Below are 26,378 nucleotides of genomic sequence, written 5' to 3' on the forward strand. Positions count from 1 at the left end.
CGTCGGCCGTTCGGCTGAAGCAGTGGGAGTGCGGTGCGCTACCCGGTCGCGGAGCGACGGCGGTCCACGGCTTTCGCCGTGAAGTCGGTGAGCAGCTGCATCCCGAAGGCCAGTACCGCGAGGACGATCACCGATCCGTAGAGGACCCGATCGTCGTAGGCCTGATAACCGTCTTGAATGGCGGTGGTCCCCAGCCCGCCGCCACCGATCGCGCCCGCCATCGCCGCGTAACCGATCAGCGTCACGGCGGTGACGCCGACGGCCCCGACCAGCGCGGCTCGCGCCTCGCCGATCAGGACCGTCCGCACGATCCGCCACCGGCCGGAACCGGTGGTGATGGCCGCTTCGACGACGGTGAAGCTCACTTCGCGCAGCGCGTTCTGGGTCAGCCGCGCGAAGAACGGCACCGCTCCGATGGTCAACGGCACGATCACCGCGGTGCTGCCGATGGACGTGCCCACCAGCAGCCGGGTGAACGACGCGAGGATCACCAGCAGCACCACGAACGGCACGGACCGGACCACGTCGACGATCACACCGAGGATCCGGTGCACCGTCGGCCGCGGGGTCAGCCCGACCGGGGAGCTCAGGTGCAGGAACACGCCGAGCGGCAGGCCGCCGGCGACTGCCAGCACGGTCGTCACCACGACCATGTAGAGCGTTTCCCCGGTGGCTTCACCGAGCATCTCCACGACTTCCGCCCAAGGGGTCGGATCACTCACGCAGCTACTCCATCAACACTGACCGGAGCGCGCCGCACGTGCGCGTCGCGGTCGACCATCCATTTCAGCGCCTGCTCCGAGCGCTCGCCGGTGAGTCCGACGCGGAACTTCGCGACGGGCGTGTCGCCGAGCCTGGTCAGGCCGCCGCCGAGGATGGACAGTTCCACCCCGAAGCGGCTCGACGCTTCCGGCAGCAGTGCCCCGACGGCGGCGAAGCCGACGAGGACCACTTCGGCGACCACGTCGTGGCGCACGCCGGGCACCGCGGGTGCCTGGTCGGTCTCCGGCAGCAGGCTGGTGCTGACGCGGCTGCCGGGTTCGGCGACCAGGTCGAGCACCTTGCCGTGTTCGGCCACGCGTCCGTCTTCGAGCACCGCGACGTCATCGGCGATGCGGCGCACCACGGCCATGTCGTGGGTGACCACGAGCACCGTGACGCCCAGCTCGGAGCGGGCTCGGTCGAGGACCGTGAGCACCGAGTCGGTGGTGCTCGGGTCCAGCGCCGACGTCGGTTCGTCGGCCAGCAGCACCGAGGGCTTGGCGGCGAGGGCGCGGGCGACCGCGATCCGCTGCCGCTGCCCGCCGGAGAGCCGGTCGGGGTAGACGGGCGCCTTGTCGGTGAGCCCGACGAGGTCGAGCAGTTCGGCGACGCGGCTGCGGCGCTGCGGCGCGGCCATCCCGGCCGCCTCCAGCGGCAGCGCCACATTGCCCGCCGCGGTGCGCTGTCTGAGCAGCGAGTCGCCCTGCGGCACGACGCCGATGTGCCGCCGCGCCGCACGCAGCGCGGCGCCTTCGAGCGACACGAGGTCGGTGCCGTCGACGCGGATGGCGCCGCGGTCGGGCTTCTCCAGCAGGGCGATGCACCGCGCGAGGGTGGACTTGCCCGCACCGCTGGGGCCGACGACGCCGCACACCGCTCCGGCGGGGACTTCCAGGGAAACGTTGTCGAGTGCGACGACGTCGGCCCGACTCGACTGGTCGTGCCGGAAGGACTTGGTGAGGTTCTCGACTGTGATCACGATCGCTCCGCATCAGCTCACACCGGACCGCGGGCATGCCGCATGAGGCCGGGAAAGACGAACAGAAAGGCTGGGGAAGGGACTGCGACGGCCTCGGCCGTCAGCGGACGCGGCGACAGGCCGTGGTGGTGCGGCGTCCGTGATCGATCACTCGACGCTGCGTCAACGCGAGTCCGTGCGGACCGGATCCGGTGCGGGCGCGGCCGCCACGGGCCTGCCGTCGGTTGATCCGGGGCGCGCGTTCGCCTGCGAGCAGAGTTTCAGACACCACAACTCCATCGACCCTGGCGTTAGCACCTGCTCGCGTTGAGTGGTTGCTGCGGCGTCGTGGAGCCAGGTCTCTCAGCCGCTCGGGATGGATTTCCCGAATAGTAGAACGCAGCGATGTCGGCGAACGCAAGCCGCATACGGTCACTATGTGGAATCGTTTGACAAATCACATCACCCCGACGAGCAGGGGTTCTTGATCAACTCAACTTATTCCAGTGACCATATGTGACCATCGCAACGCTTTTGGGGTGCCGTTCGGCTAGGCGCTGTTTAGGAACGTGGGGCCCGCTGTTTGAAGGCAGTGAGGTCTCCGGTAGATGGATCAACGACCAAGAAGATCGACATCTATCCGGAGACCTCGGTGGGAAGCGTATCGGTTGGCGCGCGTCAGGATCTGACGGACCGGCAGTGGGTGGCGTTGCAGCGTGTGTTGCCGCCTCAGCCGGTGGTGGGTCGTCGTCCGAAGTGGACACGGCGGCAGTTACTCGATGGGGTCCGGTGGCGGGTGCGGGTCGGTGCTCCGTGGCGGGACGTACCGGAACGTTATGGGCATTGGCAGTCGATCTACCAGCTGTTTCGCCGCTGGCAGCGTGAGGGTGTGTGGCCCTGGATCCTCTCGGCACTGCGAGCGTGGGCCGACTGCGTAGGGCTGATCGACTGGCAGGTGTCGGTGGACTCCACGATCAACCGGGCCCACCAGCACGCCGCCGGAGCCCGCCGCCGGCCTGACAAGCAGATCGAACCGCCCGGCGACGAACCGGCCGATCACGCACTGGGGCGGTCGCGGGGCGGATTCGCCACGAAGATCCACTTGGCTTGCGAGCAAGGCCGGAAACCGTTGACGCTGTTGATCACTGCTGGTCAACGCGCTGACAGTCCGCAGATGGTCACCGTGCTCAAGTCGATCCGGGTCGCACGGCCCGGGCGCGGACGCCCGCGCACTCGCCCGGAGCGAGTACTTGCCGACAAGGCATACTCCTCCCGCGCGAACCGCTCATACCTGCGCAAACGCGGGATCACCGCGACGATCCCAGCCCCGAAAGACCAAGCCGCCCACCGGCGCGCCCGCGGATCGGCCGGAGGCCGACCGCCCGCTTTCGACCCCGAGACCTACCGACAGCGTCACGCCGTGGAATGCGGGATCAACCAGCTCAAACACCACCGTGCCGTGGCCTGCCGCTACGACAAACTCGCCCTCCGCTACGAAGCCACCGTGCACATCGCTGCCATCGACATCTGGCTACGCAGCCTCACCAAGATCAATTTCTAAACAGCTCCTAGCCGACAACGACTCCGGGTGTCCGGCCGCGAACCCTCAGCGCACCAGCTCGGCCGCCGCATCGGCCACCCGGGCGAAATCCGCCACCGCGAGCTGCTCGCCGCGCGCCGTCGGATCCGCCCCGGCGGCCCGCAGCACCTGCTCCGCGCGCGCCGCCGAACCGGCCCAGCCGGACAGCGCGGCCCGCAGCGTCTTGCGCCGCTGCGCGAACGCCGCGTCGATCGCCGCGAACACCTGCTTGCGCGGGGCCGTCGACGGCGGGTCGATCCTCGTGAACGACACCAGCCCCGAATCCACGTTCGGCACCGGCCAGAACACGTTGCGCGGCACCGGCCCCGCACGGCGCACCTCGGCGAACCACGCCGCCTTCGCGCTAGGCACGCCGTAAGTCCGGTTGCCGGGCTTCGCGGCCAGCCGGTCGGCGACCTCGGACTGCACCATCACCAGGCCCGTGCGCAACGTCGGCAGCTCGGCCAGCAAGTGCAGCACCACCGGCACCGCCACGTTGTACGGCAGGTTCGCCACCAGCGCCGTCGGCGGCTTCGCACCGAAGTCCGCGGCCTGCACGCGCAGCGCATCCGCGGCCAGCACCCGCAGGTCGCCTTCGTGTTCCGGGACGAACTCGGCCACGGTGCGCGGCAACCGCTGCGCCAACACCGGATCGATCTCCACCGCGACCACTCCGGCCGCCGCGGGCAGCAATGCCAAGGTCAGCGAACCGAGCCCCGGGCCGACCTCCAGCACCACGTCATCGGCGGTGAGCTCGGCGGCCCCCACGATGCGGCGCACCGTGTTGGGGTCGTGCACGAAGTTCTGCCCCAGACGTTTCGTCGGGCGAATCCCCAGTTCCTCGGCCAGCCGGCGAACATCGGCCGGCCCGAGCAACCGCGCCCTGCTCGCATGCTGTTCCACGGGGTAGAAGTTACTCGGCCATCCCGCCTGAGCTGCGGAGTGGGGCGGCCAACCGAGGCCTGGACGACAAAAACGACCGCCCACCGGGCGATGCCGGTGGGCGGTCGTGGAAGTCGATCGCTCGATCAGAGACCGAGTTTGGACGAGCAGCCCGGCCAGGCGCCGTAGCTGCCGCCGCGGGCGTCGCGGACCTTGGTGGCCACCGAGATCTGCTGCTCGCGGCTGGCCTGGTGCGGGTAGGCCGCGTACTGGTCGCCGCCGTAGGCGTCCCAGGTGCTCTTGTCGAACTGGAGACCGCCGTAGTAGCCGTTTCCGGTGTTGATCGCCCAGTTGCCGCCGGCCTCGCACTGCACCAGCTTGTCCCAGACGGCGCCGTTCGGCGGCTGCTTCGTGCCGACGCGGACGACCTTCTCCTTGGCTTCCTTGGTGACCTTCTCCCCCACCGCTTCGCGGCCGGTCTCCTCGCCGTTGCGAGTGCTCACCCGAGTGAAGACGATCTTCTCGCCGGGCGAACCCGGGTCCTCGACCTTCTCCTCGCCCTTGAGCATCGAGTCGTCCTCGATCTCCTTGACCGGCGGCTCGACCGGCACGGTCACGTTCACCACGGAGCTGCCGGTGCGGTCGATCTGGACCTGCGCGCCGCTGGTGATCTTCTGGTCGCCGCCGGGCGTGATGTGGTCTTCCGGCCCGAGCTGGAGATTCTGCTCCTTGACCAGTTCGTCCACGGTCACCGCGGTCGTCGTCAGCTGCCGCGCCTCACCGGAGCCGTCGGTGATCGTGATGTCCTTGGCGGTCTTGATCGTGAGGTCCATGCCCTGCTCGGGCACGGCCATGCTGCGCGCGGACGACACCCAGGCGCCGTCGTCGGCGACGCCGAGCTGGCGCATCGCCTGGCCGACGGTCACCGACCGCACCCATTCCTCGCGCTGCTCACCATCGATGGTCATCTTCAGCAGACGCCCGCGGTCGAGGGTGATCGTGTCGTTGTGCCCGACCTTGGACTGCGGGGAGGGGCTCAGCGCGTCGTGCTCGCCGATGTTGATGCCCTCGTCCTCGAGGACTTCACCGACGGTCGACTCGTAGGTGTTGACCTGGCGTTCCTTGCCGTCGACCTCAACGGTGACGGACTTGTCCATCGCCGCCGCGGCACCACCGGACCCGGTCAGGGTGAGGATGACCGCCGCGACCGCGCCCTTGAGGAAGCGCTGCTTCCACGAGGTGATCGCTTCGACGACCTCCGGGGACGGGGCGACCGCGCTCTGCGGCTCGGAAAGCTCGTCGGGCAGGACCAGTGGCGGCATCACCACGGTCTCCGCGTTGATGAGCCGGATCAGCTCTTCGACGTCGATGTCGGCCGTCGCGAGCATTTCGTCGGCCTGCGGACCGAGTGCCTCGAGCACGTCGTCCGGCGTGATCTCCAGCGCGCCGGGCGGGAAGCTCGGGTGGTCCTGGGCCGGGTACCGGCCGGTGATGGGGGCGAACGGCTGTTCTGCCGTGATCTCGGTGTCGCTCTCGCGGTCGAGCAGGCCGACCGAGGTCTGCTGCTCCGAGCTCACCGGGCTGAACCAGTCCGTTGACGCGTTGAAGGATTCGGCCCAATAGCCGTGATCCTGGCGTGCACCGCCCAGCGGTTGATCGCTGTACGCAGTACTGCCGTGGGCACCGGGGATGCCTCGTCCGTTCACAGGGTCGCTACCTCTCGAAAGCGAGAAGCCGTCCGCGGCGCGCGGGTGATCAAGGGGAGTTCGCCGAACATGTCTGCCGTCGAACTCCTTCACCTGCCGCTACGCGACTTCGTGCTTCGTTTCCGTATCCGACTCCCGTAGCCAAGCGCCTTATTAGACAGTGCCTGATGCGTGCTGGTCTTGTTTCCAGCGCGATCGGCGGCACCGACTTCCCCGACGTACCCGGCGGCGACTAGCGGGCGTTTCCGTGACTTCGTTGTCATCGGTTACGAGGCCGAGACTCTAGCGTGATCCAGCGAGCCCGCCAAGGGGCCACCCCGCCCTGTGACCTGGGTTACGCCGAAATGCCGCGCAACCGTGCACCGTGAGTGATCGAACGGTGCGTTTCAGGGCGGGCCGATCCCCATTTTCCCATTGCCGCAACGGTTTCTCAGCCGATCATGCAAATCGGTCGATCAGTCCATTGAGGACAACATGATCGTTCCTGGTGAGAGGATCACGAGTCCGGACGATTCGCGGCGCGTTGCGGGCGCCTCGGCGGGCTTCGGAGCGCGGGCGGCGGAAGAGCACGATCATCTCCCGCCGCCCGCGACGGACGAGGAACCGGCCACCCGGATGCGAAGCGTGATGACGAAGGTCACTTGCTCACACTCGCGGGCGATCTCGAGCGCCGGGGCGGTTCGACGCTCAGCGGGGCAGCCCGAGCTTGCGGGCGCAGGACGGCCAAGCGCCGTAGCCGCCGCGGTCCTCGCGCAACGTGCTCGCCACCGAGATCTGCTGATCACGCGAGGCCTGGTGCGGCAGGCCGGCGAACGAGTCGCCGCCGTAAGCGGCCCACGTGCGGCGGTCGAACTGGAGGCCGCCGTAGTAGCCGTTGCCGCTGTTGGTGGCCCAGTCGCCACCGGATTCGCAGTGCGCGAGCCGATCCCAGACCGAACCGGAGCGAGCCTCCCGCTCGGGTCCTGGGCCGTTCCCGGCGACGGGCGAAGCGGTAGCGAGTGGAGCGCCGCACAACGTGATCACTGCGGCGATTCCGATCCTGGTGATGCCACGGATGCGCATACAGGTCCTGACTGCCGTGCTTCCGGGCGGACGCCCCGGCCGGGCCGCGGACCTTCCGGTCCACTGTGGCCGATCGCCGAGCACGTCCCCTCCCGGCTTCCGCAGGGGACGCTAGGTCGCCGGACGGGCGCCGCAAGTTCGTGCGCACCCCCGGCGCATTAGCACAACACGCTCAGTCAGAGCAGGTCAGGAGGCGGGCACCTGATCGAGACGGAAGACCCGCTCGGCCGTGGCGGTCGTGGCCACGATCAGTTCAGCGAGATCCCCGTCACGCCACTCCGCCAGGTCTCGAAAGGTGTAATTGGCGCAGTACGGCTCGTTCGGTCGTCCGCGGAACGGGTGCGGGGTGAGGAACGGCGCGTCGGTCTCCACCAGCATCTGCTCCACCGGCACCAGCCGGGCGGCCTCGCGCAGGCCGACGGCGTTGGCGTTGCGGAAGGTCGCGGTGCCCGCGAACGAGAGCACGTAGCCACGGTCCACGCAGGTGCGGGCGAACTCGGCGTCGCCGGAGAAGCAGTGGAAGATCACCGTCTCCGGGGAGCCCTCCTCGGTCAGGATGCGCAGGATGTCCTCGTGCGCGTCCCGGTCGTGGATCATCAGCGGCTTGCCGGTGCGCTTGGCCAGGTCGATGTGCCAGCGGAACGCCTCGTGCTGCGGCTCCGGCGGGGAGAAGTCCCAGTAGTAGTCCAGTCCCGTCTCGCCGATCGCGACGACCCGCGGCCGCAGCGCCAGCTCCTCCAGCACCCGCCGGTCCGCTTCGGTGAAGTCCTTGGCCCTGGTCGGGTGCAGGGCGACCGCCGCGAACACTCGATCGTCCCAAGTGGACGCTTCGGCGGCCCAGCTCGCGGCTTCGATGTCGTCGGCGACCGTGACCACCCGGGTGATGCCGGCGGTCTCCGCCCGGTCCACCAGCGCCCGCACGTCCTCGGCGGTCTTCGCGCCGCACGCGTCGAGGTGGGTGTGCGCGTCCACCGCGGGCGCGGGCAGCGCCTCCGGCATCGGCGGCCGTTCCTTCTTGTCCTTCTTGCTCACCGTCAACCCCTCGTGGACCGCGCAGGCCCCCACGTCGTGCCTCGCTCATGCCGATTTCGCGGCGAATCCGAGCCTACGGTCCCCGCGCGCCACCCCGGGAACGGGCATCACGCCAGGTCGGCGCGCACGAAGGACACGTTGTACGGCCGCCACTGGGTCATCGTGAAGTAGACCGCGGGCCGATCCGCGGCCCACGGGTGCTGGAAGCCGCCGTAGAGCGCGGGGAACCGAGCGCCCGCCGCCAGGACTCGTCCGGCCGACCACGGCCCGGTGAGCCGGTCCGCGGTGCGCAGCACGATCGCGGCTCGCCGCTCATCCAAGTGCACCGCGAACCAGCAGCCGAAGTGCTCGTTGAACTGCACGGACAGTTCCGCGACCGGCGCGTCGAGCACGGGCAGCGCCGCATGCGGGTCCGCCGCCCAGCCCCGCGCCGTCCAGTACTCGTAGGCCGCCGGGTCGAGCAGCTCGTGCACGCCGACCCGCGCGAGATGCCCGGCGCCGAAGCGTCCGCTCGGCGTGCCCAGCAGGTGCACGTGGCCGTCGATGATGCCGGCGAACGCGATCAGCTGGAACGGGTGCCCGCCCTGGTCGCGGCGGCGGAACCGGCTCAGGAACCGTTGCCCGTGGTTGCGCCAGACGGCCGTGTCCGACTTCGTCCAGCTCCGCCCGCCGTCGTCGGAGTAGGCCAGCGCGCCGTAGTTGGTGTGCCACACGCCGGGCGTTCCCCACCGCCGCACGGACATGTAGTGCAGGTAGTTGCGTTCCCCGACGGCGATTCCGGCGGTGGGGATCACGGTGTGCTCGCGCGCCCCGGTCCGGTCGCCGGGCAGGAACTGTCCTGCGGAGCCGTCCTCGCGCCGCACGAGCCAGTCGAAGGTGAGGCCGGAGTCGAGATCGGTGTCGGTGGACCGGGCGAGCACGTTGCACCGCCAGTCCGCCTTCCGCGGCCCCGCGCCGTTGCCGCCCCAGCGGTCGCCGTAGGTGTCGCCGAACGCGGCGAGCACGCCACCACGACCGTCGTCCCAGAGGATCCCGAGGTCGGTCGCGGTGACGCCGGATCCCGCATTGCGCGACTCGGCCCCCGTGATCGCCGCCAACCTGGTCGTACCGGTCACCCGAACCATGTCCGAACGTTACGTCGCCGCACGTCACCACGACCATCGAACAAGTAGGCCCCGCACCCTCCCGCCCCGTCAGCGGCAAAGCCCCGAAGGACGAGGCGAAGCAAGCCTGCCTTACGGCGAAGCCGTGCCTGGATGTGCGAAGCACGTAGCCCACGTCGAAAAGGTGGCCACCCGCGGGTTCTCAGCTGTCTTCTCGCGAGGACAGCTTTTTCCCTCGTGGCGGAGCCACTAGGGAAAAAGATCCCGCAGCGAGAAGACAGCTGAGGTTCCGCCACCCGACCACCCAAGCAAAACGACCCCGACGACAGAGAAAAAGTGTCACTGGCGGGCGGCGAGTACTGCTGTGTAGAGGTCGTTTTTGCGGGCGCCGCTGAGTTCGGCGACTTCGGCGACCGCGTCCTTGAGGCGCATGCCGTCCGCCGCGCGCTCTTCGACCTGCGGAACCAGATCGGCCGGGTCCTGCGAAACGGGCACGGCGCCCGCGATGACCACGGTGATCTCGCCACGCACCTCGCCGCCCGCCCATTCGGCCAGCGAACCGAGGTCGCCGCGGCGCACTTCCTCGTAGGTCTTCGTCAGTTCCCGGCACACCACCGCCGCGCGGTCCGGGCCGAGCACCTCGACCGCGTCCGCCAAGGTGTCCCCGAGCCGACGCGGCGATTCGAAGAACACGCAGGTCCGCTGCTCCGCCAGCAGCCGCCCGAACCAGCGGCGCCGCTCACCGGACTTGCGCGGCGGAAACCCTTCGAAGCAGAACCGGTCCGAGGCGAGCCCGGACACCACCAGCGCCGTCGTCACCGCGGACGGCCCGGGCAGGCAGGTCACCACCAGCCCCTCCGCGGCGCAGGCCGACACGAGCCGGTAGCCGGGATCGGACACGCTCGGCATGCCCGCATCGGTCACCAGCAGCACGTCGCGCCCGTCCCGCAACGCCTCCAGCAGTCGCGGAGTGCGTGCCGCTTCGACGTCCTCGTAATAGCTCACGATCTTCCCGGACGGGCTCACCCCCAGCGAAGTCGCCAGCGCACGCACTCGGCGGGTGTCCTCGGCAGCGATGATCGCGGCCGAGCCCAACGCGTCGATCAGCCGGGCCGACGCGTCGCGGGGATCACCGAGCGGAGTCGCGGCGAGCACCAACGTGCCCGATCCGGATTCGAGGTCCATGAGGTCAACCCTACGATTCAGGTGTGAGCGTGCTCGTGCCGAACTCCGCCGGCGGCCAAGCCGACAACATGGTCGAACCCGGCCGCACTCCCCCCGCCGCCGAACCCGGCTCTTGGGACGCTCGGGCATTGCTCGCCCCGAAGATGCCCGCGGACCGGTTGCGCAGCTGGATCATCACGCTGGCCATCGGGCTGATCGCGGGCGTGGTCCGGATCTGGGACCTGGGGCGCGCGACCGACAAGGGCACTCCGGTCTTCGACGAGAAGTACTACGCCATCCAGGCGTGGCAGATGCTGCGCAACGGTGGTTACGAGGACAACCCCGGCTACGAGGTCGTCGCGCACCCACCGGTCGGCAAGCAGCTGATCGCCATCGGTGAGTGGATCTTCGGCTACAGCCCGTGGAGCTGGCGCATCGCGGCCGCGCTGGCGGGCACGGTGATGGTGGTGCTGCTGGTGCGCATCGCGCGCAGGCTCACCCGTTCCACGCTGCTCGGGGCGATCGCCGGGGTGCTGCTGATCTGCGACGGGGTCAGCCACGTGCAGTCGCGCGTCGGCATGCTCGACATCTTCCAGGCGTTGTTCGTGCTGGCCGCGTTCGCGCTGCTGCTCGTCGACCGCGATCAGATGCGGGCGCGGTTGGCCGTGGTGGTCGCCGAGGGGCGCATCGGGGACAGCCGGTGGGGGCCGCGGATGGGCTTCCGCTGGTGGCGGTTCGCCGCCGGGTTGTCGTTGGGCCTGACCTGCGGGGTCAAGTGGAACGGCATCTACTACATCATGGCCTTCGGGCTGCTCAGCGTGATCTGGGACGCGCTGTCCCGGCGCACCGCCGGAGTGGAGCGGCCGTGGGCGGGCGCACTGGTGCGGGACACGGTGCCCGCGCTGGGCTCGCTGCTGGTGCTGCCGATCGCGGTGTACTTCGCTACGTGGGCGAACTGGTTCGCCAGCGAGACCGCCACCGACCGGCACGCGGCGATCATCTCCGAGGACGTGGGGCTGAACTTCCTGCCCGATCCGCTGCGGTCGCTGCTGTTCTACCAGTTCAACGTGCTGGACTTTCACACTCATCTGGACACCGGCAGCAATCCGCATCCGTGGGAGTCGAAGCCGTGGGCGTGGCCGATGGGCATGCGCCCGATGCTCTACTACTACGAGTCGGGGCTGACCGGCTGCGGCGAGTCGAACTGCGTGCAGGCGACGATGTTGCTGGGCACGCCCGCCATGTGGTGGCTGGCGCTGCCGGTGGCGGCGTGGGCCGCGTGGCGCGCGGTGAGCCGGCTGGACTGGCGCTACACCGCGGTGCTGGTGGGATACGGCGCCGGGTACCTGCCGTGGTTCGTCAACCTGGACCGGCAGATGTACTACTTCTACGCGACGCCGATGGCACCGTTCATGGTGCTGGGGATCGTGCTGATCTTGGGCGAGATCCTCGGCGCGGCGCAGGAGCACACGGAGCGGCGCAAGACGGGGCTGCTGGTGGTGGCGTTGTACGTGGGCATCGTGGTCGCGAACTTCGTGTGGTTGTGGCCGATCCTGAACGGGAACTTGATCACCCAGGAGCTCTGGCAAGCAGAACTCTGGCTCCCCTCCTGGCGTTGATGTCGGGCTGGTCTGCGTTGCGGGCCAGGTAACGGAACCTCGGCGTTGGTGCCGGTTGCTCGGGCGGTCACTGCTCAGCGACTGCGCCGCCGACGCGCTGGAGATCAACAGCTGCTGAAGTGAACGGACCGTTCGTCCGATCTGATCGGGCGAACGGTCCGTTCACTTCGTTTCGGGTGCGGTTCAGGAGATCTCGGTGAGGGCGGCGCGGAGGACTGCGACGGCCTCGGTGATCTCCTCCGGCGTCACCGACATCGACGGGCGGAAACGCAGCGAGTCCGGGCCGGAGGGCAGGAACAGCGTCCGATGCCGCTCGCGCGCCGCCGCGATCGCCGCATCCCGAGCGGCCGGTTCGCGGAAGCTCACCGCGCACATCAGTCCGCGTCCGCGCGCCGAGCGGATCATCGCGGGGAACTCGGCGGCCAGCGCACCGAGTTCGCCGAGCAGCAGCTCACCCATCCGGCGGCTGTGCTCGAACAACCCGTCCCGTTCGACGACCTCCAGGATCCGGGTGGCCCGCACCATGTCCACCAGCGAGCCGCCCCAGGTGGAGCTGATCCGGCTCGGCTCACGGAACGCGTTGTCGGCGATGTCGAGCACCCGGCGCCCGCCCATCACCCCGCACACCTGCAGGCGCTTGCCGAAGGCCACCAGGTCCGGTTCCAGCCCGAGTTCCTGATGCGCCCAGACGGCACCGGTCAACGCCCCGGTCTGCACCTCGTCGGCGACGGTGAGCACGTCGTGCTCGCGGCACAGCTCCTGGACGGCGGTGAGGAACCGGGGACGCAGGTGCCGGTCACCGCCCTCGCCCTGGATCGGCTCGTACACGAAGCAGGCGATCTCCGCCCCGTACCGGCGCAGCGCGGCCTCGGCGGCGTCGAGCGCGACCTGCTCTTCCGGCAGCAGCTCCGGGGTGTCCCAGCGCGGGCCGGGTTCGACCGCCGGGCTGGGGATGCGCGGCCAGTCGAACATCGGGTAGTCGCGGATCTTCGCCGGATCGGTGTTGGTCAGCGACAGGGTGTATCCGCTGCGGCCGTGGAACGCGCGTTCCAGGTGCAGCACTCGGCTGCCTCGGACGCCGACGCCCCGGCGGGCGTTGTGCTTGGTCTTCCAGTCGAAGGCGACTTTGAGCGCGTTCTCCACGGCGAGCGTGCCGCCGTCGATGAAGAACAGCAGCGGCAGCTCCGGCACGCCCGCGACCCGGCGGAAGGTCTCGGCGAACCTCGCCTGTTCGACGGTGGCGAAGTCCGGGTTGGCGGGCTTGACCCGCGCGGTCCGCAGCAGCGCGGCCTCGAACGCGGGGTCCCGCAGGTCGGGGTGTCCGTGGCCGAGCGGGGCGGAGCTGAAGAACATCGTCATGTCGAGGTATTCGGTGCCGTCGCGCAGGTCGCGCAGGCGGCAGCCGTTCCCGTTGTCGAGGTCGACCACGATGTCCAGCAGGTCGCCGGTGACCTGCGCGCGCAGCGCAGGCACCGCCTGCTCGGCCTCGGTGGTGGGCTGGTCGAGAACGGCTTCCTGCTGTGCGGTCATGTCAGCCTCCTCGTGCGTCGTGCGGTCGCGGTGGCGCCCGTCACTCTTCACGAAAAATTATGACCACATCGACAGAAGATCACAATATTCTTCTTGAAACTGCCTACCTTCACGAAAGATTTCCTTTCGCTGATCTCGCGGCCGCACCTGAGCACCATCAGGACGCGCACGATCAGCGTCCTTCGCCGGGACCTTCCAGTGCCCACAGCAAGTCCGCCAACCCGCCCGCCAGCGAGTCCCGCTGCCGAGCCGCCAGTCCGGACAGCAGCGCCTGCTCCGCCTCCAAGACCCGGGGGAACAGCTCATCAACGAGCCGCTCGCCCTGCTCGGTGAGCCGCACCCGCGCGCTGCGCCGATCGCGCTGATCCGTGGACCGCTCCAGCAGCCCGCGCTCGGTGAGCTCGCGGAGCCGCTTGGTGGTCGCCGCACCGGAGGAGACGGTCAACTCGTTGAGCCGCCCCGGCGTCATCGCCGCCCCGCCCCGGCGCAACGCGCACAGCAGGTCGAACTCCGCGCGATTGAGCCCACCCTCGGCGATCGTCGCGTCCAGTCGGCGCCGCAGCACCGCCGCCCCGCGCAGCACCCGGCCGATCACGTCCATGCTGCTCGTGTTGATGTCCGGGCGTACCTCGCTCCACTGCGACCGGGCCGCGTCGATGAGATCCGGTGTTCGCTTCATCTCACCATCGTTTCACTAGTAAACTATTTTCGCTACGCTGTCCGGGTGACCGGAACCGTCCTGACCCGCAATCTTCGGGACACGCTCCGGCTCCGCCGGAACGGCCCCTTCCTCTGGCCCGCCGCCCGCGCGCTGCTGGCGTTGGCCGTCCCGCTGAGCGTGCTGCTGTTCACCGACCGGCTCGACCTGCTGCCCGGCGCCGTGTTCGGCGCGTTGAGCAGCGTCTACGGCCGCACCGAGCCCTACTACCGGCACGCCAGGACGCTGGGCGCGGTGGCGCTGGGCATGGTGCTGGCCGTGATCGTGGGCGATGTGATCGCCGTGTTCGCGGGTGGCACCCCGTGGCACGAGGCGGTGGCGCTGACGGCCACCGCGCTGATCGGCGCCCTGGCCACCGTGCTCTGCGCGGCCGTCAAGGTCGGGCCGCCCGGCGGGCTGATCTTCGCATTCGCCGTCGGAGCCTGCGCGCACCTGCCGCTGGTCGCCGCCGACCTCGGCCCGCACTTCGCGACGGTCGCGCTGTGCGCGGCGTTCGCCTGGGTGGTCAACGTCGCCGGAGCGGCGGTCATCGGCATGGCACCGCAACGCCACGCGGTGGCGGCGGCGCTGGACGCCACCGCGGCCGCGCTGGCCGAACGCTCTGACCTCGCCGTGCGACACCGGGCCGCGGTGGCGGTGGAGTCGGCGTGGCACAGCGTCGCGCTCGTCGGCCATCGCCATCGCGATTCATCCGCGCACCGGAGCCTCGTCCGCGCAGTGCACGCGAGCGAGGTGCTGCTCGGCCCGGACGCCCCCGAGGTCACCGCCGACGACGTTCGAGCAGCCGCCACCGCGATCCGCGCCGGTGAACCGGCCCCCGACCTGCATCCGGCGGGTTCGGCCGAAGTCTTCGCACCCATCCCCGCCTCCCGGTGGCGGATCATTCGCGGAGTGCTGCGCGCGGCGGTCCGGCCGCGTCGCGCCGGGTCCTGGCTGCTGCCCTACGCCGTCCGCATCTTCGTGGCGGCGCTGCTGGCCGGAGTCGCCGCCGACCTGCTCGGCATCGGTCACGCCTATTGGGCCGCGGTGTCCGCGGTGTCGGTGTTGCAGGCGACGAGCACCGCGACCTCCGTCCCGCGGATGCTGCAACGCGTGTCCGGCACCGTGCTCGGGGTGCTGATCGGGGCGGCCGTGCTCTCCGCGCACCCGGCGGTCTGGGTGCTGCTGGTGGTGCTGGTGCTGTTGCAGTGGGGAGCGGAGATGACGGTGACGATCAACTACGGGATCGGCCTGCTGTTCGCCACACCGGTCGCGCTGCTGGTCAGCGCGCTCGGCGCCCCGGCGGATCCGGGAGTGCTCGCCTCGAACCGGTTCTGGGCGACGCTGCTGGGCGCGGCGATGGCCGTCGCGATCTCCTGGCTGCTCCCGAACCGCGCCTGGCTCTCCCGCGTGCACACGGCCTTGGCCCGGGTGCGCACGCTCAGCGCGGCGGAGCCGATCCACCCGCCCGCGCTGCGCGGCGCCTTGATCGAACTGCACGAGGCTTACGAGCTTGCGGCGGGCGAGATCCGCCCGGCACTGCTGCCCACCGAGTCGCTGCTGACCGCCTCGCACGAGGCTTACGCGCAGCTGGACGCCGCCGCACCTCACCGCGGTCTCGCCCCGGAACGCTGATCCAACGGCACGGGGACAGCGCGGTCCCGCAGCACGCCCAGAAGGCGCCATTCAGCAGACATCGGCGGCCCACGAAGATTGCTACCGTCCAGTAGCCAGTGGGAGCCGGCTGCGCGCCCCGGCCGACCGCGAACACCGGGCGGCGCGAACCGACGGCCGGACGCGCCCGGGAATCCGTTCCCTACCCCGATGTGGAGGACTCAACGATGAGTTCGGCAGAAGACCGCGGCATCAGCCGTCGCGACGTACTGGCCGCCGGAAGCACGGTCGCCGTGAGCGGCGCGCTGCTCGGCATGTCCACCGGTTCGGCGAGCGCCGCCGCGGACACCGCGGCCGACGCGATCGTCGTCGGAGCGGGACTCGCCGGGCTGGTCGCGACCGCCGAGCTGGTCGCCGCGGGTCGGCGAGTGCTGCTGGTGGACCAGGAGCCCGAAGCGAGCCTCGGCGGGCAGGCGTTCTGGTCGTTGGGCGGACTGTTCTTCATCGACTCCGTGGAGCAGCGGGCCGCGGGCATCAAGGACTCCCTCGAGCTGGCGCGGGCCGACTGGTTCTCCAACGCGGGTTTCGACCGCGGCGTCGACGACCCGATGGGCGAGGACCACTGGGGGGCTCGCTGGGCCGACGCGTACCTGGAGTTCGCCGCCGGGGAGAAGCGATCCTGGCTGGCCGGACTGGGCATGACGTGGGTGCCGATCGTCGGCTGGGCGGAACGCGGCGGGCAGCTCGCCGACGGGCCGGGCAACTCGGTGCCGCGCTTCCACCTGACCTTGGGCACCGGACCAGGGGTGATGGAGCCGTTCGAGAAGCTCGTGCGCGAGGCGGCCACCGCCGGGAAGGTCGTCTTCCGGTTCCGCCACCAGGTGGATTCGCTGAGCACGACCGGCGGCGTCGTCGACGGCGTGCGGGGCAGCGTGCTGGAACCCAGCAACGCCGAGCGCGGCACGCCCAGCTCCCGCACCAAGGTGGGCGAGTTCGAGCTGCACGCCCCGATCGTCATCGTCACCTCCGGCGGCATCGGCGCCAACCACGACCTGGTGCGCAGCAACTGGCCTTCCTACCTCGGGAAACCGCCCGAGCGGCTCATCACCGGCGTACCCGCCCACGTGGACGGGCGGATGCTCGGCATCAGCGAAGCCGCGGGCGCCCGCCTGGTCAACCGCGACCGCATGTGGCACTACACCGAGGGCCTGATCAACCACACGCCCATCTGGCCCGGCCACGGGATCCGCGTTCTCGCCGCTCCGTCCTCGCTGTGGTTCGACGCCACCGGCCGCCGCTTCCCCAATCCGGGCGTCCCGAGCTACGACACGCTCGGCACCCTCGAACTGATCACGCGCACCGGGCACGACCACTCCTGGTTCGTGCTCAACAAGCGGATCATCGACAAGGAGTTCGTCCTCTCCGGTTCGGAGCAGAACCCGGAGCTCACCCGCAAGGACCTGGCCGCGTACCTCGCCGGGCGCCTGTTCAACGACACCCCGCCCCCGGTCAAGGCGTTCATGGACGACGGCGAGGACTTCGTCATCGCCGACGACCTCGCCGACCTGGTCAAAGGCATGAACGAGCTGACCGGCGCCGACCTGATCGACTTGGACGACCTCCGCAGGCAGATCACCACCCGGGACCAGCAGGTCGACAACCCGTTCACCAAGGACGGCCAGATCCTGGGCATCCGCAACTCCCTGGCGTACGTCGGCGACAGCCTCGCCCGGACGACACCGCTGCACAAGATCCTCGATCCCGCCGCTGGACCGCTGGTCGCCATCCGCATGAACATCCTCACCCGCAAGACCCTCGGCGGATTGCAGACGGACCTGTCCGGCCGAGTCCTCGACGCCGCCGGGCGGCCCGTTCCCGGCCTCTACGCGGCGGGCGAGGTGTCCGGGTTCGGCGGTGGCGGCGTCCACGGCTACCGCGCCCTCGAAGGAACGTTCCTCGGCGGCTGCCTCTTCTCCGGCAGACAAGCGGGCCGCGCTGCCGCCCAGGAGAGCGCCTGAGAACTCCTCACAGGGTGATCGTTCGATCCTTGGGCGGTCGACTCCGCGCCGCCGTGCGCCCCGCCCTGTGCGGGACGCACGGCTCGGTCGCCGCGGTATCCGGCTCAGCCGTGCTCCCCGCTACCACGAAGAGCGTGCTCGACGACCGACTCTGCAGGTCCGGTAGCCATCACCACCGAACGCACACAACCGACGACGCCAGGCTCTTCAACGCAGACAACAACACCCCACCGATTCCACCGACCTCAACATGGCCACCGAACAACACAAGACCACCCGCTGTGCCCTGCAAGCCCATCAGGAAGGCACACACCCCACCAGAACAAACCGAACCGACGAAAAGCCGAACCACCCCAGCCCGAAAACCCCACCCACAGCAAAGGACCGAACGAAAAGCCGGCCCACACACCCAAACCGGGAACGCCAACCACAGCAAGGACCAAACAAAACGCTGGTCAACACCCAAACCGGGAACGCCACACACAGCAAGGAGCCACCACAAAGCGACCACCGCACCGTGGGGGTCCGCGGGGGCTCGGCCCCCGAGACAAACACGCGGAACGCAAAAAGGCCCGCACCCTCCGCGGGCACGGGCCTCCTACTGCGTGGAGCTGAGGGGAATCGAACCCCTGACCTTCTCGATGCGAACGAGACGCGCTACCAACTGCGCTACAGCCCCTTGCCTGAGTGCTGTCGTAGCTTAGCAGGGCTCCAACAGCACTCCGCGCACCCCCCTCCACTGGGGAGCGCGGAACCTATTCGCCCACCGCACGGCGGTAAGGCTGCCAGGTTCGCTCGTCGAGCTCGTCGAACATCGGGTCCTCGTCGTCGATCTCGACGACGACGGCACCGGTGTTCCGGGGCGCCGGGCCGCGCGGCTCGTCCAGCTCGTCCCGCTCGTCGTACTCGTCGAGCGCGGGTTCGCCGTATTCGAGGTCGTCCTCGTCCTCTTCTTCCCGAGCCGCGGACATCCGCGCGAGACGACGTTCGCGGATCTCTTGCTCGATGTGGACCTGGCGACGCAGGTAGGTCAGGTAGCCGACGATGGCGAGGTCGACGACGACGTGCACCGCCCACATCGGAGTCCAGGCGAACACCGCGATCAACGCGGTGGTGATCGCGGTGACCACCATCGCGATCGTGATCCGTTGCCTGCGCGCGTATTTGGTGCGCGCGGTGAGCGCGGCCGCTTCGGGATCGAATCCGCCGCGGCCGGGCCGGTACCGGCGGCCGGCGCGGACGTCGTCGCTGTAGACCCGGCGCCGCTGACCGTCGTCCAACTCGTCGGACTCGTCGAATTCGTCGACCTCCGCGGGGTCGATGTCCTCGTGCCGGTCGGTGTCGGCCATGCCGTACGCCTCCTGCGCCCTATCCGTTCCCACACCGGTCGCGGACCGGTCACTGCCCCTGCGCACCACTCGTGCCGCCAGTGCCGAGTCCGTCGTTTTGGACACTTCCTGCCGGCGACGGGCGAACATCGGAACGAGCACGACCAACCACGCCGCCGCAAGCGCCGCGAAGATCAATGAACTGGGCACGCCTCGCCACCTCCCCCTGGCTGCCTGCCGCACACTGCTGCGACCGCCACGCTAGCCACTTCTGTCACATCTGTCTCTGAGCCACGCCGACCGATTTTCGTTTCGCTCCCGAGGCAGAAAACCCCACGTCCGAAACGCGAGAGGGGACGCGATGCCCCGGCGTGTCGGCATTCGCACGCCTGGGAGCAGCGGAAATACACTCAGTCGAGCGACGGGCGGCGATGGCTCGGTGACGAAGGTCTCGGTGGCGCGAACGCCGAATTTCAGGTGTATCGGGCTCGTCCGCTGCGCACCAGCGCCGCCGCCGCGCCCGAAGGGTGGTCTTCGACGGTGAGCCCGAAGACGTAGTGGTCGCGCCAGGCTCCCTCGACGTCGAGGTAGCGCTCGAACAGTCCCTCGCGGCGGAAACCGGCCTTCTCCAGCACGCGCAGGCTCGGTGCGTTCTCCGGCCGCACCGTGGCTTCCAGCCGGTGCAGACCGGCCGGGCCGAAGCAGTGATCGACGGTCAGCGCGACGGCCGCCGTGGCGACACCGCCACCCGACAGGCCTTCGGCGACCCAGTAGCCGACCCAGGCCGAACGCAGCGCCCCCCGCACGATGTTGCCCACGGTGAGCTGACCCGCGAACCTGCCGTCCACTGTGATCGCGAACGGCAGCGCGTGACCGCGACGCGCCAGGCCCCGCAGCGCGCTCCACTGCGCGGGCCAGGCCAGCAGTGCGTTGCGGTCCCGCCAGTCCCCGATCGTCGTCGGCTCCCAGCGTTGCAGGTAGGTCCGGTCGCGCAGCCGCAGCCCGCTCCACGCCGACGCGTCCAACAACCGCGGCGGCCGCAGTTCGACGGCTCCGGCGGACACCAGCAGCGGTCCCGGCCGCGCCGGCCAGCCCGGATGGCGGGAGGGGAACAGTGCTTCGGAGTCCTCGGACATGGACGGGGTCACGCGCGCTGGGACAGGAACCGGACCCGCACGTCCTCTCCGGTGCCGACCTCGGTGACGTCCTCGTCGATCAAGATCAGGCAGTTCGCCTCCGCCAGCGACGCGAGCAGATGCGATCCGGAGGTGCCCAGCGGCTGCACCATGTAGGAATCGGTCTCCGGGTCGCGCAGCAGCTGTCCTCTGAGGAATCCGCGGCGTCCCGAAGTCGAGGTCACCGGGGACAGCAGGTTCGCCGTGACGATGCGGCGGTGCGGATTGCCGCGGCCCAGCGCGGAGCGGATCAACGGTCGCACCAGCACTTCGAAGACGACCAGCGAACTCACGGCGTTGCCGGGCAGCAGGAACGTCGGCACCTCGTCCGGGCCGAGCCTGCCGAAGGCCTGCATCGAACCGGGCTGCATCGCGATCCGCGTGGCGTCGAGCTCGCCGAGGTCGCCCAGCGCTGCGCGAACCTCGCCGCCGAGCGCGCCGCCGACGCCACCGGCGATCACCACGATCTCGGACAGCAGCAACCGGCCCTCGACGACCTCGCGCAGCCGCTTCGGATCGGTGCTGACGATGCCGACGCGGGTGACCTCGGCACCGGCGTCGCGAGCCGCGGCGGCCAGCGCGTAGGAGTTGACGTCGTAGACCTGTCCCTGGCCCGGCGTCCGGTCCACGTCGACCAGCTCGTCGCCCAGCGACAGCACCGACACCCGCGGCCGCGGATGCACCAGCACCTTGTCCCTGCCGACCGCCGCGAGCAGCCCGACCTGGGCGGACCCGATCGCCGAGCCGCGGCGGACCGCGAGATCACCGGTCTGCACGTCCTCGCCCGCTCGGCGCACGAACGCCGCGGAGGGCACGCCTTGGCGGACCGTGACCTTCGCGGGGTGCTCGTCGGTGTAGTCCAGCGGTACGACGGCGTCGGCCAGCGTCGGCAACGGCGAGCCGGCCGTCACCCGCACCGCCTGGCCGGGCTGCAGCCGCCGAGCCTGCCGGGAACCGGAGGTGATCTCGCCGACCACCGGCAGCACCGAGGCCTCGTCCGCGTCGTTGTGCACGTCGACGCTGCGCACCGCGTAGCCGTCCACGGCGGCCTGGTCGAAACCGGGAAGTGCCTGTCCGGCAACGATCTCCTCAGCGCACAACAATCCTTGCGCTTCGGAGATCGCCACCCGTACCGGCGCGGGCCGCACCGCGGCGGTGAGAACACGCGCGAGCTGCTCGTCCACTGACCTCATGGCACTCGACCTCTTCCGGGCGGAGCCGAGGTCGCATCGACGTCAGCTCCTGTTCAGCCTTGCTCCGAGCCAGTCCCGCAGATCCGGCCCGTACTCGGGATCGTCCAGCGCGAAGTCCACCGCAGCTTTGAGGAAACCGCCAGGATTTCCCAAGTCGTGTCGCGTGCCTCGGTGTACGACGACATGCACCGGATGACCCTCGGAGATCAGCAACGCTACGGCATCGGTGAGTTGAAGCTCACCTCCGGCACCGGGTTCGATGCGCTTGAGCGCGTCGAACACCGCCCGATCGAGCAGGTAGCGCCCGGCGGCCGCGAAGCTGGACGGAGCGTCCTGCGGCGCGGGTTTCTCCACCATGCCGCGGACCTGCTTCACGTCGTCCTCGTCGGTGTCGGCGACGTCGAAGACGCCGTACGAGGAGACCTGCTCACTCGGCACGTCGAAGGCGCACAGCACGCTGCCGCCGTGGCGGGCGCGGGTCTCCGCCATCTTGGTCAGCACTCCGTTGGGCAGCACCAGGTCGTCGGGCAGCAGCACCGCGACGGCGTCGTCGGCGGCGTCCAGGTTGTCCTCGGCACAGCTGACGGCGTGCCCGAGGCCGAGGGCCTCGTTCTGCAGGGCGGTCTCCGCCTTGATCAGTTCGGGGGCGCGTCGGACCTTCTCGAGCAGGGCGTCCTTGCCCCGCTCGCGCAGCGTCCGCTCCAGTTCAGGGGCGGGCTGGAAGTAGTCGGTGACGGCCTTCTTGTCCGGGGAGGTCACGATCACGAGGCGCTCGGCGCCCGCTTCGGCGGCTTCGGTCGCCACCAGTTGGATCCCCGGGGTGTCGACGACGGGCAGCAGTTCCTTGGGTACGGCCTTGGTGGTCGGCAGGAACCGGGTGCCCAGGCCCGCTGCGGGCACGATGGCAGTGCGGAACGCGGGGTTGCTGGCAGCGGTGTTCATGACCGGAGAGCCTATCGGGCGCACCTATGGTGGAACTGTGACCTCGCTGGGAGAACTTCGGGAATCCAAAGCGGAATGGCGGCGAACGCTGGCCGAACGCAGACGGAGCATCGACGAAACCACACGATCAGTGGAAGCCGAGTCGCTGCGTTCGGTGGTGCTGCACTGGTCCGAGCAGCGCATGCCTCGGGTCTTGGCCGCGTACGTGCCGGTGCGGGGCGAGCCCGGGTCGACGGCGATGCTCGACGCCCTGCGGGAAGCCGGAAGCCGGGTGCTGCTGCCGGTAGTGGTCGGCGCGGCCCCGCTGGAGTGGGCGGAGTACACGGGCGCCGACTCCTTGGATCCGGCTCGGTACGGCTTGCTGGAGCCGAACGGGCCGCGGCTCGGGGCCGCCGAGATCAGGACCGCCGATGCGATCCTGGTGCCCGCGCTGGCGGTGGATCACCGCGGTGTCCGGTTGGGCAGGGGCGCCGGGCACTACGACCGGTCGTTGCCGTTGGCGGCCCCGGCGGCTCGGGTGATCGGGGTGGTGCGTGATTCCGAGTTCGTGGCGTCGTTGCCCGGTGAAGAACACGACGTGCGGATGCATGCGGTGATGACGCCTGGTCATGGCGTCGTCGAGATCGGCGCCGCGGACTCCGGGCACGCAGTGTGACCTAAGAGTGTTTGCGCTGGGCACCTCGTTTGACGCATCATCGTGCTGGCACTCTGTTCATTCGAGTGCCAACACGATGACGCCCGGAGGTTGACGGCCGTGCCCACCTACCAGTACGCCTGCACTGAATGCGAACACCGTTTCGAGACGGTGCAGTCCTTCAGTGAGGACTCGTTGACCGAGTGCCCGCAGTGCACCGGTCGGCTCCGGAAGCTGTTCAACGCGGTGGGCATCGTGTTCAAGGGCAGCGGCTTCTACCGCACCGACAACCGGTCGAACTCGAATTCCGGTTCGGGTTCGTCGTCGGGATCCTCGTCGTCCGGGGAGTCTTCGAGCTCCGGCTCGTCGAGCTCGTCCACGGACTCGTCTTCGTCCTCTTCGTCCTCTTCGTCGTCGAATTCCTCTTCCGGCTCTTCGTCGAGTTCCTCGTCGACGACCGCGGCGGCTTCCTGAGCGGTTTCGCCCCGGCTCCGCAGGATCGTCGACCGCTTTTCGCGGTCGGCGATTTTTCTGCGCTAGTGGCAAATTTCAGCCTTGAGGCTTGAAGTTGTCCACAGGCAGTCGATTCATCCACAGATTCCGAACTTGCCCCTGTCCGCGATCCGAGACCTCTTCTAGCGTCGATCACAGCTGGTCGACGACGAGGAGGAATCATGAGCGGGCGGCACGAGAACGGACCATCGGAAGAATCCACGCGGACGACCGGTCAAGTCCCATTCACCGATTCGCACGGTTCGCGACGCGCGGATTTCGCGAGACGAGATCGACCACCGGGACCACCGAATTCCCCCCGGCGGATTCGACACCGGACCGGACGCGCGAGAGACCGCTCCCTCACCCCGAACCTGCGGGACCGAATCAGAGCGCTGCTGCCCGGACCACCGCCACCACGCGGAACCCGAGCGCTGCTCGCCCGGCGCATCACGGCGGGTGGGCTGTTCGCGCTGGCCGGTGCGCTCGCCGTGCTGCCCACCGGTACTCCCGGAGAACAGGTGAACCTCGTCGACGCCGAGTCAGCGCAGGCCACCGCAGGCGCGTCGCCGGATCCCGGTCAGGTAGCGGTACCCGTCCGGCTCGCCGACCCGGCCGTGGCCGACCTGCTGCGACCCGGCGTACGGGTGGACCTGGTCACAACTCCGGAGCACTCCGCCGCCGGCTCGGTGCTGGCCGAGCGCGTGCCGGTGCTCGCCGTGCACGCCGCCGGAGACGGCGCGGACCAGGGACGACTCGTGCTCGTCGGAATTCCGGAGCAACGGGCCTCGGTGGTGGCCGGAGCGTCATTGATCCATTCGGTCACCGTTACCCTCCGCTGAGCAGCCGCATGGATGCCTCCCGATCGGCTTCCGCGGCTCCACCGCCCGGGACGGTCTCGGGCACTTTCGGACGAACAAAGGAGTATGCCGTGCTCAAGGGCTTCAAGGACTTCTTGATGCGAGGCAACGTGATCGACCTCGCGGTCGCGGTCGTCGTCGGCAGCGCGTTCACCGCGCTGGTCACCGCGGTCACGACGAGCGTCATCAAGCCCGTGATCGCCGCGACCGGCGGATCCAACGTGACCGGGCTGTCGTTCCAGATCCGCGCAGGCAACGACGCCTCGATCATCGACTTCGCCGTGGTGATCAACTCGATCATCACGTTCCTGATCACCGCCGCGGTCGTGTACTTCCTGTTCGTCATGCCGATGCAGAAGATCCAGGAGCGCCGCAAGAAGGGGGAGGAAGAAGGCCAGTCGGAGCCCACCGACGTGGAGCTGCTGCTGGAGATCCGCGACCTGCTGCGCCGCGAGCAGGGCCTGCCCATGGTGAAGGGCCTGTACGAGGTGGACGAGACGACGAGCACGACGAGCACCTCGGTCGCCGCGAAGTCCTCGAACGGCGACGCCAGCAAGAACTGACGCCGGCGGAGTCAGCCGCCGTGGTGCGGCGGCCGGTTCTCCCGGTACCAGCGCTCGGTCTCCCGCTGATCACCTTCTCGACGGTCCGGCCCCTCCGATCGTTCGTCGGAAGTGGTCTGCGGGAGCACCTCGCCGAAGATCTCCGCGAGGCGGCGTTTGCGCTGCCGTTCGGTTTCCGTCACCTCACCATCGTCCCCCATCCTGGGGAAGTGCGGACGACGGACCACGGCTCGCTTCCTCCGTCAAGATCGTGATGCCACCATGGGTCGCGCACCCGGGGAGTCCCCGGTGACGGCCGGGACGCGCGATCCCCGCGGCTTCGGGCCGCACGGCAGCACGGCGTTCCGGCCGCCGACAGCGGCAAAGCCACCTGGAGGCAGCGGATGAGCTTCATGGACAAGGCGAAGGACCTCGCCAATCAGGCCAAGGACAAGGCGGGCGAGCTCGCCGACAAGGCGGGTCCGAACGCCACGAAGGGGCTGGACGCCGCCAAGTCGAAGCTGGACAAGGCCACCGGCGGCAAGTACCACGACCAGATCGAGAACGTGAGCAGCAAGGTCGAAGGCGTGCTCAAGCGCGACCAGGAGGGCTCTGGGGGCAGCGCGGACGGCTCGGGCGGTACCGCGCAGCCGGGCACCTCCGGCACCGGCTCCGCAGGACCTGGCTCCTCGGCCACCGGTTCTTCGAGCACGGGTTCGCCCGGCGCCGATTCCGCAGGACCCGGCTCGGCGCAGCCCGGTGAGACGCCGCGCAAGCCGGACGGCGACGGCCCCGGAAAGCCCTCGGCCTGATTGCACGCTCCCCGAAACGACGACGGTGGCGGCACCCGTCCAGGGAGCCGCCACCGTTGTGCCGATGCGAAAGTCAGGCCTGTTCGAGCCCCGACAGCTGCTCGATCACGTGCGTCACCAGCGGCGACAACGTCGCCATCCCGTCGCGAACCGCGGCCCTCGACCCGGCCAGGTTCACCACCAGCGTGCTGCCGGACACTCCCGCGAGCCCGCGCGAGACACCGGCGTCGACCGCTCCGGCGGCCAGCCCCGACGCCCGCAACGCCTCGGCGATACCGGGCACCGGCATGTCCAGCACACCAGATGTGGCGTCCGGCGTGACGTCCCGAGGTGACACCCCCGTGCCGCCGACCGTGATCACCACGTCCACCCCACCGATCACCGCGGTGTTCAGCGCGTTGCGGATGTCCACCGTCTCCCCGGCCACCGCGACGGTTCCGTCCACGATGAATCCGGCTTCCTCCAGCAGTTCGGTCACCAGCGGACCGATGCTGTCCTCCTGCTCGCCCTGCGCGGCCCGGTCGTCCACCACGACCACCAGGGCGCGTCCCAGCCGCTGCGCGCTGCGTTCCATGCCGTTCACCGTAGTGGCAAGGAGTTCCGGGGGAGATCCAGTGACCCGCCGGGCTCGACCAGCCGAGCTCGGTCCTGGTGAGGCCGGTGCGGAATGACAT

The 26,378-nt window shown here is 69.6% G+C and carries 25 protein-coding genes, 1 tRNA gene, 1 pseudogene and 1 riboswitch; of the genes and pseudogenes, 9 read left to right on the forward strand and 18 right to left on the reverse strand.

The annotated features are described in order from the left end of the window. Positions 1-38: 38 nt before the first annotated feature. From H2Q94_RS27245 to H2Q94_RS27255, 3 genes are all read right to left on the reverse strand, one after another. Entirely contained in the window at positions 39-722 is a 684-nt protein-coding gene (locus tag H2Q94_RS27245; RefSeq protein ID WP_243790008.1) for a methionine ABC transporter permease, read from the reverse strand. Further along, positions 719-1,741 carry a methionine ABC transporter ATP-binding protein gene (locus H2Q94_RS27250; RefSeq protein WP_243790009.1) on the reverse strand — a complete coding sequence of 341 codons (1,023 nt, stop codon included), beginning with the start codon at positions 1,739-1,741 and terminating at the stop codon, positions 719-721. The genes H2Q94_RS27245 and H2Q94_RS27250 overlap by 4 nt, the downstream gene beginning before the upstream one ends. A gap of 100 nt (positions 1,742-1,841) precedes the next feature. Continuing rightward, positions 1,842-2,009 carry a hypothetical protein gene (locus H2Q94_RS27255; RefSeq protein WP_243790010.1) on the reverse strand — a complete coding sequence of 56 codons (168 nt, stop codon included), beginning with the start codon at positions 2,007-2,009 and terminating at the stop codon, positions 1,842-1,844. Positions 2,010-2,013: 4 nt separating this feature from the next. Beyond that, positions 2,014-2,103, reverse strand: a riboswitch (SAM riboswitch). 269 nt (positions 2,104-2,372) lie between these two features. On the opposite strand from H2Q94_RS27255, the gene H2Q94_RS27260 reads away from it, so the two are divergent. Continuing rightward, entirely contained in the window at positions 2,373-3,281 is a 909-nt protein-coding gene (locus H2Q94_RS27260; protein WP_243795932.1) for an IS5 family transposase, read from the forward strand. A gap of 45 nt (positions 3,282-3,326) precedes the next feature. Here H2Q94_RS27260 and rsmA read toward each other — a convergent pair whose 3' ends face one another. The 6 genes and pseudogenes from rsmA to rsmI all read right to left on the reverse strand — a co-directional run bounded on the left by rsmA (position 3,327) and on the right by rsmI (position 10,269). Beyond that, a complete protein-coding gene (gene rsmA / locus H2Q94_RS27265) occupies positions 3,327-4,202 on the reverse strand; it encodes a 16S rRNA (adenine(1518)-N(6)/adenine(1519)-N(6))-dimethyltransferase RsmA (protein WP_243790011.1) in 876 nt (291 codons plus the stop codon). A gap of 125 nt (positions 4,203-4,327) precedes the next feature. Continuing rightward, positions 4,328-5,887, reverse strand: a complete 1,560-nt coding sequence (locus H2Q94_RS27270; protein WP_397545382.1) for a transglycosylase family protein — start codon at positions 5,885-5,887, stop codon at positions 4,328-4,330. Between the two features lie 687 nt (positions 5,888-6,574). After that, positions 6,575-6,826, reverse strand: a pseudogene (locus tag H2Q94_RS27275) (transglycosylase family protein); the annotation flags it as partial. A gap of 309 nt (positions 6,827-7,135) precedes the next feature. Next, positions 7,136-7,948: a TatD family hydrolase gene (locus tag H2Q94_RS27280; protein ID WP_243795934.1), complete on the reverse strand. Its 813-nt coding sequence runs from the start codon at positions 7,946-7,948 to the stop codon at positions 7,136-7,138. 140 nt (positions 7,949-8,088) lie between these two features. Then, complete coding sequence (locus tag H2Q94_RS27285; RefSeq protein ID WP_243790012.1) at positions 8,089-9,105, reverse strand: DUF4185 domain-containing protein; 1,017 nt, start codon at positions 9,103-9,105, stop codon at positions 8,089-8,091. A 318-nt stretch (positions 9,106-9,423) separates the two neighbouring features. Next, positions 9,424-10,269 carry a 16S rRNA (cytidine(1402)-2'-O)-methyltransferase gene (rsmI, locus tag H2Q94_RS27290; protein ID WP_243790013.1) on the reverse strand — a complete coding sequence of 282 codons (846 nt, stop codon included), beginning with the start codon at positions 10,267-10,269 and terminating at the stop codon, positions 9,424-9,426. Positions 10,270-10,337: 68 nt separating this feature from the next. Between rsmI and H2Q94_RS27295 the strand changes: the two genes are divergently transcribed. Continuing rightward, a complete protein-coding gene (locus H2Q94_RS27295; RefSeq protein ID WP_397545497.1) occupies positions 10,338-11,867 on the forward strand; it encodes a dolichyl-phosphate-mannose--protein mannosyltransferase in 1,530 nt (509 codons plus the stop codon). Between the two features lie 183 nt (positions 11,868-12,050). Here H2Q94_RS27295 and lat read toward each other — a convergent pair whose 3' ends face one another. After that, positions 12,051-13,397: an L-lysine 6-transaminase gene (lat, locus tag H2Q94_RS27300; protein WP_243790014.1), complete on the reverse strand. Its 1,347-nt coding sequence runs from the start codon at positions 13,395-13,397 to the stop codon at positions 12,051-12,053. Between the two features lie 172 nt (positions 13,398-13,569). Next, complete coding sequence (locus H2Q94_RS27305) at positions 13,570-14,076, reverse strand: MarR family winged helix-turn-helix transcriptional regulator (RefSeq protein WP_243790015.1); 507 nt, start codon at positions 14,074-14,076, stop codon at positions 13,570-13,572. 45 nt (positions 14,077-14,121) lie between these two features. Between H2Q94_RS27305 and H2Q94_RS27310 the strand changes: the two genes are divergently transcribed. Together H2Q94_RS27310 and H2Q94_RS27315 are read left to right on the forward strand one after the other, a co-directional pair. Beyond that, complete coding sequence (locus H2Q94_RS27310) at positions 14,122-15,729, forward strand: FUSC family protein (RefSeq protein WP_243790016.1); 1,608 nt, start codon at positions 14,122-14,124, stop codon at positions 15,727-15,729. Positions 15,730-16,022: 293 nt separating this feature from the next. Next, the gene (locus H2Q94_RS27315; RefSeq protein WP_243795937.1) at positions 16,023-17,726 is read left to right on the forward strand and encodes an FAD-binding dehydrogenase; all 1,704 of its coding nucleotides are present in this window, start codon (positions 16,023-16,025) and stop codon (positions 17,724-17,726) included. Between the two features lie 606 nt (positions 17,727-18,332). Here the strand turns inward: H2Q94_RS27315 and H2Q94_RS27320 are convergent. From H2Q94_RS27320 to H2Q94_RS27340, 5 genes are all read right to left on the reverse strand, one after another. After that, positions 18,333-18,405, reverse strand: a tRNA-Ala gene (locus H2Q94_RS27320). Between the two features lie 76 nt (positions 18,406-18,481). After that, positions 18,482-19,264, reverse strand: a complete 783-nt coding sequence (gene sepX, locus H2Q94_RS27325) for a divisome protein SepX/GlpR (RefSeq protein WP_243790017.1) — start codon at positions 19,262-19,264, stop codon at positions 18,482-18,484. Between the two features lie 263 nt (positions 19,265-19,527). Further along, positions 19,528-20,190: a GNAT family N-acetyltransferase gene (locus tag H2Q94_RS27330; RefSeq protein WP_243795939.1), complete on the reverse strand. Its 663-nt coding sequence runs from the start codon at positions 20,188-20,190 to the stop codon at positions 19,528-19,530. Positions 20,191-20,198: 8 nt separating this feature from the next. After that, positions 20,199-21,422 carry a molybdotransferase-like divisome protein Glp gene (glp, locus tag H2Q94_RS27335; RefSeq protein ID WP_243790018.1) on the reverse strand — a complete coding sequence of 408 codons (1,224 nt, stop codon included), beginning with the start codon at positions 21,420-21,422 and terminating at the stop codon, positions 20,199-20,201. A gap of 42 nt (positions 21,423-21,464) precedes the next feature. After that, a complete protein-coding gene (locus tag H2Q94_RS27340) occupies positions 21,465-22,364 on the reverse strand; it encodes a UTP--glucose-1-phosphate uridylyltransferase (protein WP_243790019.1) in 900 nt (299 codons plus the stop codon). A 37-nt stretch (positions 22,365-22,401) separates the two neighbouring features. Between H2Q94_RS27340 and H2Q94_RS27345 the strand changes: the two genes are divergently transcribed. The 4 genes from H2Q94_RS27345 (at position 22,402) to mscL (ending at position 24,913) form a co-directional block, all read left to right on the forward strand. Beyond that, positions 22,402-23,019: a 5-formyltetrahydrofolate cyclo-ligase gene (locus H2Q94_RS27345; protein WP_243790020.1), complete on the forward strand. Its 618-nt coding sequence runs from the start codon at positions 22,402-22,404 to the stop codon at positions 23,017-23,019. A 99-nt stretch (positions 23,020-23,118) separates the two neighbouring features. Further along, positions 23,119-23,472 carry an FmdB family zinc ribbon protein gene (locus H2Q94_RS27350; protein ID WP_243790021.1) on the forward strand — a complete coding sequence of 118 codons (354 nt, stop codon included), beginning with the start codon at positions 23,119-23,121 and terminating at the stop codon, positions 23,470-23,472. A gap of 539 nt (positions 23,473-24,011) precedes the next feature. Beyond that, positions 24,012-24,332 carry a CpaB family protein gene (locus H2Q94_RS27355; RefSeq protein ID WP_243790022.1) on the forward strand — a complete coding sequence of 107 codons (321 nt, stop codon included), beginning with the start codon at positions 24,012-24,014 and terminating at the stop codon, positions 24,330-24,332. A gap of 89 nt (positions 24,333-24,421) precedes the next feature. Then, positions 24,422-24,913, forward strand: a complete 492-nt coding sequence (gene mscL, locus H2Q94_RS27360; protein WP_243790023.1) for a large conductance mechanosensitive channel protein MscL — start codon at positions 24,422-24,424, stop codon at positions 24,911-24,913. 11 nt (positions 24,914-24,924) lie between these two features. Here mscL and H2Q94_RS27365 read toward each other — a convergent pair whose 3' ends face one another. Continuing rightward, positions 24,925-25,113, reverse strand: a complete 189-nt coding sequence (locus H2Q94_RS27365; protein WP_397545498.1) for a hypothetical protein — start codon at positions 25,111-25,113, stop codon at positions 24,925-24,927. A gap of 183 nt (positions 25,114-25,296) precedes the next feature. Here H2Q94_RS27365 and H2Q94_RS27370 point away from each other — a divergent pair, with 183 nt between their 5' ends. Further along, a complete protein-coding gene (locus H2Q94_RS27370) occupies positions 25,297-25,704 on the forward strand; it encodes an antitoxin (protein WP_243790025.1) in 408 nt (135 codons plus the stop codon). Between the two features lie 73 nt (positions 25,705-25,777). On the opposite strand, the gene H2Q94_RS27375 is transcribed toward H2Q94_RS27370, so the two are convergent. Continuing rightward, positions 25,778-26,278: a MogA/MoaB family molybdenum cofactor biosynthesis protein gene (locus H2Q94_RS27375; RefSeq protein WP_184476585.1), complete on the reverse strand. Its 501-nt coding sequence runs from the start codon at positions 26,276-26,278 to the stop codon at positions 25,778-25,780. Positions 26,279-26,378: the final 100 nt, after the last annotated feature.

The sequence above is a fragment of the Saccharopolyspora gloriosae genome (assembly GCF_022828475.1).
In the GTDB taxonomy this organism is placed as follows: domain Bacteria; phylum Actinomycetota; class Actinomycetes; order Mycobacteriales; family Pseudonocardiaceae; genus Saccharopolyspora_C; species Saccharopolyspora_C gloriosae_A.

What these genes read in the sequence shown, in the direction of transcription:
- H2Q94_RS27280 (WP_243795934.1), bottom strand. Translation starts at nt 7,948, where the DNA reads ATGCCGGAGGCGCTGCCCGCGCCCGCGGTGGACGCGCACACCCACCTC.
- H2Q94_RS27285 (WP_243790012.1), bottom strand. Translation starts at nt 9,105, where the DNA reads ATGGTTCGGGTGACCGGTACGACCAGGTTGGCGGCGATCACGGGGGCC.
- rsmI (WP_243790013.1), bottom strand. Translation starts at nt 10,269, where the DNA reads ATGGACCTCGAATCCGGATCGGGCACGTTGGTGCTCGCCGCGACTCCG.
- H2Q94_RS27295 (WP_397545497.1), top strand. Translation starts at nt 10,338, where the DNA reads ATGGTCGAACCCGGCCGCACTCCCCCCGCCGCCGAACCCGGCTCTTGG.
- lat (WP_243790014.1), bottom strand. Translation starts at nt 13,397, where the DNA reads ATGACCGCACAGCAGGAAGCCGTTCTCGACCAGCCCACCACCGAGGCC.
- H2Q94_RS27305 (WP_243790015.1), bottom strand. Translation starts at nt 14,076, where the DNA reads ATGAAGCGAACACCGGATCTCATCGACGCGGCCCGGTCGCAGTGGAGC.
- H2Q94_RS27315 (WP_243795937.1), top strand. Translation starts at nt 16,023, where the DNA reads ATGTCCACCGGTTCGGCGAGCGCCGCCGCGGACACCGCGGCCGACGCG.
- H2Q94_RS27330 (WP_243795939.1), bottom strand. Translation starts at nt 20,190, where the DNA reads ATGTCCGAGGACTCCGAAGCACTGTTCCCCTCCCGCCATCCGGGCTGG.
- glp (WP_243790018.1), bottom strand. Translation starts at nt 21,422, where the DNA reads ATGAGGTCAGTGGACGAGCAGCTCGCGCGTGTTCTCACCGCCGCGGTG.
- H2Q94_RS27340 (WP_243790019.1), bottom strand. Translation starts at nt 22,364, where the DNA reads ATGAACACCGCTGCCAGCAACCCCGCGTTCCGCACTGCCATCGTGCCC.
- H2Q94_RS27365 (WP_397545498.1), bottom strand. Translation starts at nt 25,113, where the DNA reads ATGGGGGACGATGGTGAGGTGACGGAAACCGAACGGCAGCGCAAACGC.
- H2Q94_RS27370 (WP_243790025.1), top strand. Translation starts at nt 25,297, where the DNA reads ATGAGCTTCATGGACAAGGCGAAGGACCTCGCCAATCAGGCCAAGGAC.
- H2Q94_RS27375 (WP_184476585.1), bottom strand. Translation starts at nt 26,278, where the DNA reads ATGGAACGCAGCGCGCAGCGGCTGGGACGCGCCCTGGTGGTCGTGGTG.